Origin of the sequence: Neptunomonas sp. (assembly GCF_041601355.1) — a bacterium.
Taxonomy (GTDB): Bacteria; Pseudomonadota; Gammaproteobacteria; order Pseudomonadales; family Balneatricaceae; genus Neptunomonas.
On record NZ_JBFIIH010000139.1, the window covers coordinates 1 to 9,685 of the forward strand.

The window sequence follows — 9,685 nt, forward strand, 5'->3', positions numbered from 1 at the left end:
AGTAGTGATGGTGCCCGGAGCCGGAATTGAACCGGCACGCTCTTTCAAGCGCAAGATTTTAAGTCTTGTGTGTCTACCAATTTCACCATCCGGGCTGGATTCTCCGCTGTAGCTTTTGCTACTGGAGTAGGTGGAGGCCGTAAGTAAGCCCCTGTATCTCGTTGAGATGGGGCGTATTATCCGAATATTCTGAATGATTACAAGTGTTTTATTTCAAAAGCTTACAAATTTTGCTCGAGTCATTATGACAATCATAAAATACTTGTATTAACACGCTCTTCACTGAAAATTCACCAGAATACAAGTATTCTTGTTTTTTAACTTATCATTAATCTATAGCGTCTGTTTTTTATTTCAACATTGTTTTCAAGTCATCCAGCCCCAATCGGATCGCTTTACTCACGTCATCATGTCGTTTTGGCAGCTCTTTACTACGCGTTTCGAGCGCTTCAGCCGTGTTTTTTGCCAACACGTGAAGTACATCAGAATCAGCAATGATTGCCTGAAAGTTATCACTTTTTAATACTGACAGTTGTACTTGTGTATTTTTGATTTCTTCTTCGGTACGTTTTTGCATTCGTGCTTCAAAGTTATTTAAAGCATCGGCTAACTCTTCAGCTACCTGGTCACTTGAGTTTTCCAGACTTCGGGTAGTTTTAACGCTAAGTTCAGGTATGGAAGGTACACGTAAAATAGTACCTTTTTTCATTTTACTGATGTTTCGTAGTTGAGGATTTGCTTTTAATAGCTGCTCAACCACTTTTTCACGTTGAGTATCGTTCAGCCTGGCGAATAGGTTTTCAGCAATATCGGCTACATTAGGTTCACCACGAAAAGTTGCGACACGCATAATCTATCTCCTTCAAAAGCCAATAATATTCGTCAGATTAATATCAGCAGGTACTGGGTCGCCCTGAACAACAATAGGGCCACTTGCGGTATTTCCAATCACTATTGCACGTTTAATCCTTGTAGCTAAGTGCAACGTGTCCCGGTCTCGCGCACCTATCAGATGGTTATTACTGACATTCAATGTTCCTGCTCTAAAATCCCCCAGCAAGAACTGCTTACTTGTCTCACCTGTCACTTCACAGTGATTTTCTGTAAACAAACAGCTATCGATCTGAGCACACTGATTGAGCGCGACATCGGTCAGGTGTGCACGTAAATGATTACCTCTGATTGATGCAGAAGGCAGCCGATAATCAACAGCAGAAACCCCCGTCGCTGTTAGCAGGTAAGCCTCGCCGCCCTTCTCTGTGCTAATAAAGCTAGCTTCTGCGAAATATCTCATTTGAACAGCTTCTGGCGACATATTTATTGCCTGCCAATTGATAGAGGTCGGTTTTTGACTCTCATCACCAAGACGCTCAACACTATTATTCTCAAAACTAAGATGATCAAAAGGTGGTAAAAAGTGTGCTGCATTAACCATGGCGGCACTGCTAATGCGGTCGGGCCCTATCGCAAAAAACCTATTCCCGGCCACTCGTAGCTGACCGGTAGCGGCTGTGCGAATCGCGTCAACACCCGGGCTGGTAATAGATAACAGTGCAACGCTGGCTATAACATTGTCGAGCACATCACAGCGAGAAACACGGAGTAGCTGTATCGCAGCAAAAGCGGTATCGTCATCCCTTGCCTGAAGGCCAAGTTTATGACACTGATTAGCGCTAAACGTCAGTAAGTCCGCCGCGCCGCTTTCACTCATGACTAATACACCCAGACCAATTTCTTTGATCAGATTTTGCGAAATAATTATGCTTTCAGTACGACAGTTGATAGTAATAGCATTGCCATTAAATCCTGAAATCCGATTCTCAGATATGATGACCTGACCAATAGCAGCAGGATCGATACCTTGCTGCAATACAATACCCTGGTTACTCTGTCTTCCTGAACCACTTAATTTATTGCCACTGATGGTAAGACAATCTACACCTGCACGAATACCATCACCCGTGGTAGCGATCGTATTATCAGCAATAAGCATCTGAGATCGCTCCAGGACAGCACCCGTAACAACGATGGCGGTATCATTACCGGTTAACATCAGATTCGCTGTCATCTGGGTGTTACCAAAGTGCAGGCTTAGCGCATCGAAACTGACCGCTCGCTGGCTACAAAAGAACAGATTATGTTCGATATGCAACTCACCGCTAATAACGAAATTTACTTTACCGGTTCCGGTAACCGCGATACCACGCTCGGCAATAACGGCACAATGGCTGATATAAGCACCTAAGACCAAGCCGGATAAGCCGAGCCCAACACTGGTACTACTGCCTACAGCAAGCCCTATCAAGTTGATGTGATCAGCACTCAGATCAATTATATTATGCGCCTCAATGACACTGCTAACCCCAGACTTTCCTGCAGAAGCAATAGCCGTGAAATATTCCAACGAGACACTTTTACTATCAGCAATATTAAAAATACCACCGGGCTCTGTGCCCACCAATGAGGTGCCCCACCCCTGGCCTCGGATGGTCATTACTCGCGCACCGATCACGTCCAGAGGACGATCAATGTTATAGGTCCCGATCCCCAGACAGACAATCCCCCCCGTATCTTTAATACCATCAATCGCCTGCTGGATCGTCGCTGTACCGTTATTATGGCTTTCTGCACTGACACAAACCGAACAACTACAGTCTTCTCCCTCAACCATCGCAGGCCATAAGGTTCTGAAATCCGTTTCATCGTCAGGGAAACGGACACGTGCCAAACGCGCATAATGATGATGAATACCCAACGGTGCTGCCCTATCCAGCAACTCCACACTGGCATCCGCACTGCGTGCGGCAAACACCCAGTAATCACCGCTTTTAAACTCACCACCCGACGGATGTAACGCTGCATCAGGATTCAAATCAAAATGCACCACAATACCGTGCTCAATAAACAAGCCGGTAGCGGTTGGTGGAATAACGATTTCACCATTACTCCCCGGATCGTTAAGATTCTGCGCAACACTACCATCTTCACGACGAACCTGTCCGGCATGATCCCAACGACGAACGCGGGTATTGCGGCTTGAATCTGTTGCATTGTTGCCGCCAACTGGAAAATGTCCGGGATCATTAATACTTGCCGGTTCTGCAGGTAAAGGCGCATCAAACGCCAGCGTACGGGCAATTTCATCGACACCACCACCGGCTTTAATCCGCCGTAATTCACCCGGCAGGTTATTCAATTCACGCCAATCATCTGTAACCTCTACCCAATCTCCATCGTTAAAGCGCAACAGGTCATCACGGCCGATACTTTCAACGGTGATCCGGTCCCGTTCAGGGTTGATATGAGTAACACGTGATGCAACCGTTGCATTATCTCGCGACCATTTAAAGGTGGCGGTTCCCAGAGTCCCGCCTGTATGTACCTCAACACGATAAAGCTGATTCTCCAGTCCCCGATACCCGGCTGTTGGCGATATCAAACAGGGATTATCCGCTTCATCAGGAGGTGATCCAACGCCTACACTTAAGCGTGCAGCCGAAGGTTCAGTGGCTTCGCGCCAACCGGGAATATCTTCATCGGGCGTATCGCGGCTGATATTTCCGACATTCTCCAGTACTTTGACTTGCCAGACCGTCTGACGGCGGCCCGTGGTATCCACGCCAACTGCGGTTTCGATCAAGTCCGGTTGCTCTACAGCACTGACATCACGCTGCCACACATCCACATATGCCAGATGCGGCCCTCCTTCGGGTAAGGCGCTATTGTTAAAATCATCAGACGGATAGGATCGTAAATACGGTTGGCTAGCGTAATCGATAGCGGCTGTACCGCTGAGCTCTGCCAATTGTGGATTCCAGGCTAATGGCGCCCCGCCATGATTTTCAGCCAACAAACCATCAACATAGATTCGGCCAGCGCCAATACTGAGCGCACCGCCGACTGCCTCAATAAGAAACCCTTCAGGGGTGATACGTGGCACTACGCTACCATTAAACATATCCAAAGTGCCCGCCTGAAGGCGACGTGACAATTGCGCAATCCATTCATTCCAGTCGGAATCCAACTGAACCCGGCCTTGCTGCATTACGACGCCTAAAAAGTCCTTGCGAGCATCGAAGCGGATGCGACTGAGATCGAAAGTCATAATATGTACTCCCTCACGATTCGTAAAAAATGCCGGCGCGTAACCCTACCCGCAGGTACTCCGCAAGACGTATACGCAGATTGGTTTCTCGCTGAGCGCCGTATAAATGATGAAACACGCCCATCTCGCTCTCGTCATCCGCGCCTCTGAATATTAGATCAGGAGTGCTGCCTGCAAGCTGTCCATAAGCTGGCGTGCCATAATGGAGCGATGTAAAACGTGGAGTTACCTGCAGGCCGGCCTCAACAGAATCCGGTTGGCAGTGGTAGCGCGCCGGAACAATAGAGCTGAAAGGCAACCAGGAAAACCGGACACACCCGGCTTGTTTTCGTTCAGCTCTAACCGGCACAACCCAGGTGTCTGCATCAGAAAGCGCTGCCAACAGAATACTATTTGAAATAAGCGACATTTCACTGGCATGCACTTTACCGATTAGAGTACATGCAAGCAGCGACAAGACAGCACCAGGAGACTCACCATCTAACCCTGCATAAGCAACAGCCTCCGGGTTATTGGCATCGATACAGCTATCCGCTGCCCTCACACTACTTCGTTCATGGCAACGAATAGCACCCATAATGCATTTTTGAATATCGATATCCACACCATCAATCGCGACGATCAAACTCGCCGCACCTGCTTGTCGCGAAGAACCATCAGTGTTCAACGATATGCCCGGCACCAGCGTACAGTGAACAAGATCCAGCATGGCTAGCTGGTTATCCGCTTCATCCGCGATGTCTACAGGTGCGCCACTGATGACTAAACCATTCAAGATACAGCTGCTGTTCTCTCCTCCGGTGACGGTGAAGCCACCCAGATCCAATACAGGCCGACGATTATTACTTGCACGAATTTCTACACGACCTTCATCAGCAACGTTAATAGTAACTATTCCCCTGTAGCTGCTGTTATCAGTAATTTCAATCACACCGTTGCCAGCAATCGCTGCTAAAGCACTTGCCAATGTTAAATGTTGATCCGGTACACGCACTAAGGTGGCAAGGTCAGCCGGAACGGGCAAACTATCGCCACGTTCATATTCACCACCGCCGATATCGGCACTAAAACCTTCATGCCAGTTCAGACGAACATCCGCTGGATCGTCTGCTTCTGCAGGCAAGGCAACCCGTCCCAGTTGCGGATCAATCGCATAAATACCAGCGGGGGGTGGGCTATTAGCCCAACCTACGCCATCATCACTGAGATTACAGATGCGCACCTTATCTCTTTCTATCAGGATGCCATCAACAAACAACTGAAGACTAGGATTCGGATTATCTGGCGCCCCTGCAACACTTGCTCTTTCTCCATAATAGCGCTCAAGATGATGATGCATTCGACGCCGGGACATCGGCCAGGGAACATTATCAGGATCAGCCAGATGGGTGATTTCAACCTCTGTCTGAGGATGATTGTACAGCGGCATATCAAACCCAAGCGGGTTAATCCGATAACGATGCGGGCCTTCTCTGTGTGCCGCAGACAAGGTGCGTGGATACGCCTGAATCCGCCACAGATGTAATCCAACGTTAGGGATATTATGCCGTCCTGAAGACTCAATCCGGCGAACATTGACGGTACGATTGGCGGTTTCGAAAGCACTCCCTGTCCACTCCAGAGCGTCTCCTTTGCGTAAATCTGGCGATTGCAGATTACCTAAGCGTGGATGATTCATATACTGGGTGGTATTTAATCGCTGGAAGTATTCAACCGCACGTGCATCCCAGCCGGTTACATCGCGGGCTAATTGCTCAAGGACCAGTGCCGTGCCTTTACGACGGCGCAAAGCGATCGTATGTGCAACTTCTGCCCGCGAACTTGCGACCTTGGCAACCACATTATGTAAGCTCTGATAGCCAATCAGATCACCGATATAAGGCACGACCCATTCAGCACATGTCTCAATAAACAGATCATCATAGAGCTGTTCCAGACTCTCATCAGCGACACTGATCTGTTCTGCTAACACACCTATAAGCTCTTCCAACGGACCTCGTTCAAGACCGTTAGCTTGAGCCATTTCAGCATCCCGGATGCGATGGATGGCCGGTAAAAGCGCGAATAATGCCTGCGTATCGAAACTCATGGTAACACCTCCAGTTGAATCGCATTTTCATCAACTGTCAGCAGCTCGGCGGCGAGCGGCAAACTGCTCAGTGATGCCACAGGTAAACGTGCAAATAACCGGGGTATAACGTTGGCTGGTAGTGGATCACCCGCGCGATACAACCGGGTAATATGAACGCCTACAATACCATGCACCGCTTGTGCTACCGCGACCACCTCATCCGCCGATACCGTCTGCCCAAACCGTCGTTGTGCAAAACCAAAGTGGCTGCGTATTGCTGCACCGACGTTATCAATTACCGTTTCAATTTCATAATCATCCTGAACCTTGATGGATAAGCGGCAACGAAAGCGCGTATCAATATAGTTAGTCATACGCAGCGGTATCTGCGGATCACCATATGTCTGTAAAGCACCCAGAAGATTCTTAAATGTTTCACTGGTTTCTGGCACCATCGCACCATCAACACCGGCTATACTGAGAAACATTCCCCGTGCAGGTCCCGCCGGAACCCATAGGGCATGTGCTTTATCGACCCCTGCAAAAGCACGGGCAAAGTTTGCGTAATCCTCAACAGACACCACCCGATCAAGCGTCAGGACAGTCAATGGGGCGTTATCCCGAGCACGTGATAAGGGCTCGGCATCTTCTCCTCCTGTTGCCGCAACAGGATTAACCGCCTCACTCACGCCCAGCGGTCGGGACAATAAGGTTGTCAGCGTTCCTGCATCAACATTACCCGCTAAGCCGATACCCTTGCGATAACTAACACGCAAATTACTCTCACCACTGGGCAAGCGAGCACCTTCAATGCCATCGCCAAACTGAAGGGTGGTGTGCGCAGTATCATCCTGATTAATCTCATACACTCGCGCATCGGATTCAGCACCATGCAGCATAGGCACTTCAGACCAAAGCACATCGTCAACCCTAACCTGTAAAGTAGAAGTTCGACCGGTGGGTGTATTGGCGCTTACAAATGTCAGCGGTGTTTGCGTTAAGGTAAAATGCTGATTAATAGCGCTACCATTGCCACTACCCAGTATAGTATTGGCCACCGTTTCACCCTGAGTGGCAGGCACAACATTGGCGTTAATACGCGCACTGATTCTTTCATAGCACTGCTGCGTTGATGCCGTAAGCTTCAGATAATTACGGTTACGATCTTGAGTAATCGCCTCATCGCTATCGACAAGAAAAATGATTTCAGCCACCAACGCATCATCTTTATGTGCTTTTTCCAATGCGATTTCTGATCCTCTGAGTGAAACCTGACCAACACAGCCATCACGGTCCTGTAAGGTCAAACGGAACCATATGTTGCGTTTACCGAGTAACCGGGCAAAATCCTGCGCAGGTAGATAATGAGTTGTCTCACCCGTCAGATGTTCAGGTGCTTTCATCATTAACAAGCTATCGCCTTCGACCAACAGACGCTGACTACCATCGTCACAGCTAAGAATCCGATTGCTGATTCCCCGTACCATGATGACACGCTGTCGTTTACCGCTCAGTGCCAGAGGCTGTCCTGCAACGAGTCCCTCCACATGACCTGCCAGCGCAATGCGCTCACCATACACAGGATAACTCAGGGGCACTTCAGCCAACGGGAGTTGCTCACTGTTCACATGCACGGACAAACTACGCACGGCGTGCTCAAACTCTGGCGGCAAACGTCCGTCCGACATTTCACCCTCAAGTTCGATCCGCGTGGTTTGTCCAGACATCAGATACTCTGCCCGGCTGGCCACCACTGCACTATTAATCCGGTACAGCTCGGTTGAATCAGGTACTGACAATAATGCCCAACTTCCTGCTACCACTGAGTCGTGTACCCGACTCAGATCAATACTATCCGGGGAACGGACCAATGGAGCGCGTCGCGTAGAAACACTCACTACTTTACCAACAAGCGCACGCTCAACATCAGCAACAATGCGTTGATATGCGGATTCAGCACCATTACGAGGTGCACTGAGCAGATCATCAACATCACCCAATAGCGGCAACAATTGCTCTGCAAACTCAACAGGTGCCTGCAGTGATGCAGGCATAAGAGACTCGATTTTCGCCAACATATCATTCCCAACACTATCTGCCGCGGCTTCACTTACCGGACTACCACCGGCACGTGCTACGCCCATAGCGGCAAAGTGACGTGCTATTTCGGCCATGCTATCAGGCGTTGCTGCCGGAAACGGAGGAGGTAAATTCTGTGCGATAGTGACCGCTGTGGTTACCAGCGCAGCGACGTCGGCTGTCGCTGCAGCACTCAAGGCAGCCACCCCGGCGTGACGAGACTGTTGACGCATTTCAACTGCGGCATCATTGAGTGCAGCCAACGCTTGTGCCGGATTTAGCAGTGCAGCCGTACCGCCGATACCTGACTGCGCCTCTTGTGCCATTTTCGCCACGTCCTGGCCTAGTTTGGCAAACATCACGCCAGCAGAGTTGGTAATGTTCTGCTGCAATTTAAGTAACGATTCGCCTACTGCTCCGCCGGCATCAAACAGTGACGCTGTCCAATCCTGAACACTGCCAAAAACACTGGCAAGATTCAGCAGATCGGTGAATTGATCACCGCTGAGTTCCTCTCCTATGGCATCTCTTAACTTCGCAACGACTTCTCCCACAATAGAAGCAGGCGTATCACTGCTCAGGTCGAAATCTGGTTCAAGGTCAGCAAGCGAATTAGCGACTTTATCAAGTGCAGTTGCAGCGCCCTCTAGTGCCCCTTCTCCGACAGAAAACCAGTTTGGCGGAGACTGATCATCTTCAAGTTCGTTCTGAACCGTTGAGATAGTATCTATTACAGAGTCAACGGCTTCATTCCAGACCGGTTGCAGATTAGGCAACACAGCTAGTGGGACGCCTCCATTCTCGGGGGCGATAGCATCAGCAAGATCGGCTAAAACGGCACGCGCTATCGCTACAGGGTCAGTCAGTCCTTGTGCCGTCAAAGCCTGAACACGTTCAGGCAATCCAGCAATGCGATCACCGATGACCTGTCGCGCAAAATCCAATGCGGTGTGATTTATTAAATTTGAGGCAGATAATTGTAACGCTTGTAACGATTGGCCCTGCGCATCTATTAGCGTGCGCACACGTTGAGTTACTTCATTAACCGCCAGATTAGCCACCTCACTCATCCCTTCAGCACTTTCGCGCGCCATATTCATGGCTGTTTCAGCGATCTGACCACCGGCCATTACTACACCGCTACCCGCATTAGCCGCTTTATGCATGGCCATTGCTGCTGCACCCTGCGCAGCACCATTAGCGGCGGCTACAATTTCTTCAACGGTAGCAGCCCTATGTACTTTTGAAATATCCGAACTGCCACTATGGCGTTCAGGGTAAAGCGGTGCCAGCACGCTAAAATCAGGCCACTCCTCTATATCTGCGGGCCGGATAAGCTCATCCGGACTGAGTAAACCGATATAATCGGCTTTACTCTCATCAGACAATGCCCGCCAATCAGGTGCGGTATGGCCAAAAACAGCCGCTCG

Annotated in this window: 4 protein-coding genes and 1 tRNA gene; all 5 read right to left on the bottom strand. The window is 49.5% G+C overall.

The window, feature by feature from the left end; all coding sequences use genetic code 11:
- Positions 1 to 8 precede the first annotated feature (8 nt).
- A tRNA-Leu gene (locus tag ABY436_RS16945) sits at positions 9 to 95 on the bottom strand.
- 254 nt (positions 96 to 349) lie between these two features.
- Positions 350 to 850 carry a FimV family protein gene (locus tag ABY436_RS16950; protein WP_372740113.1) on the bottom strand — a complete coding sequence of 167 codons (501 nt, stop codon included), beginning with the start codon at positions 848 to 850 and terminating at the stop codon, positions 350 to 352.
- A 12-nt stretch (positions 851 to 862) separates the two neighbouring features.
- Complete coding sequence (locus ABY436_RS16955; protein WP_372740114.1) at positions 863 to 4,105, bottom strand: DUF6519 domain-containing protein; 3,243 nt, start codon at positions 4,103 to 4,105, stop codon at positions 863 to 865.
- A gap of 13 nt (positions 4,106 to 4,118) precedes the next feature.
- Entirely contained in the window at positions 4,119 to 6,194 is a 2,076-nt protein-coding gene (locus tag ABY436_RS16960; protein ID WP_372740115.1) for a hypothetical protein, read from the bottom strand.
- A partial coding sequence (locus tag ABY436_RS16965) for a putative baseplate assembly protein (RefSeq protein ID WP_372740116.1) occupies positions 6,191 to 9,685 on the bottom strand: 3,495 nt, incomplete at its 5' end. The genes ABY436_RS16965 and ABY436_RS16960, both read right to left, overlap by 4 nt.

Coding starts and splice junctions, on each gene's coding strand:
- ABY436_RS16950 (WP_372740113.1), bottom strand. CDS start 850: ATGCGTGTCGCAACTTTTCGTGGTGAACCTAATGTAGCCGATATTGCT.
- ABY436_RS16955 (WP_372740114.1), bottom strand. CDS start 4,105: ATGACTTTCGATCTCAGTCGCATCCGCTTCGATGCTCGCAAGGACTTT.
- ABY436_RS16960 (WP_372740115.1), bottom strand. CDS start 6,194: ATGAGTTTCGATACGCAGGCATTATTCGCGCTTTTACCGGCCATCCAT.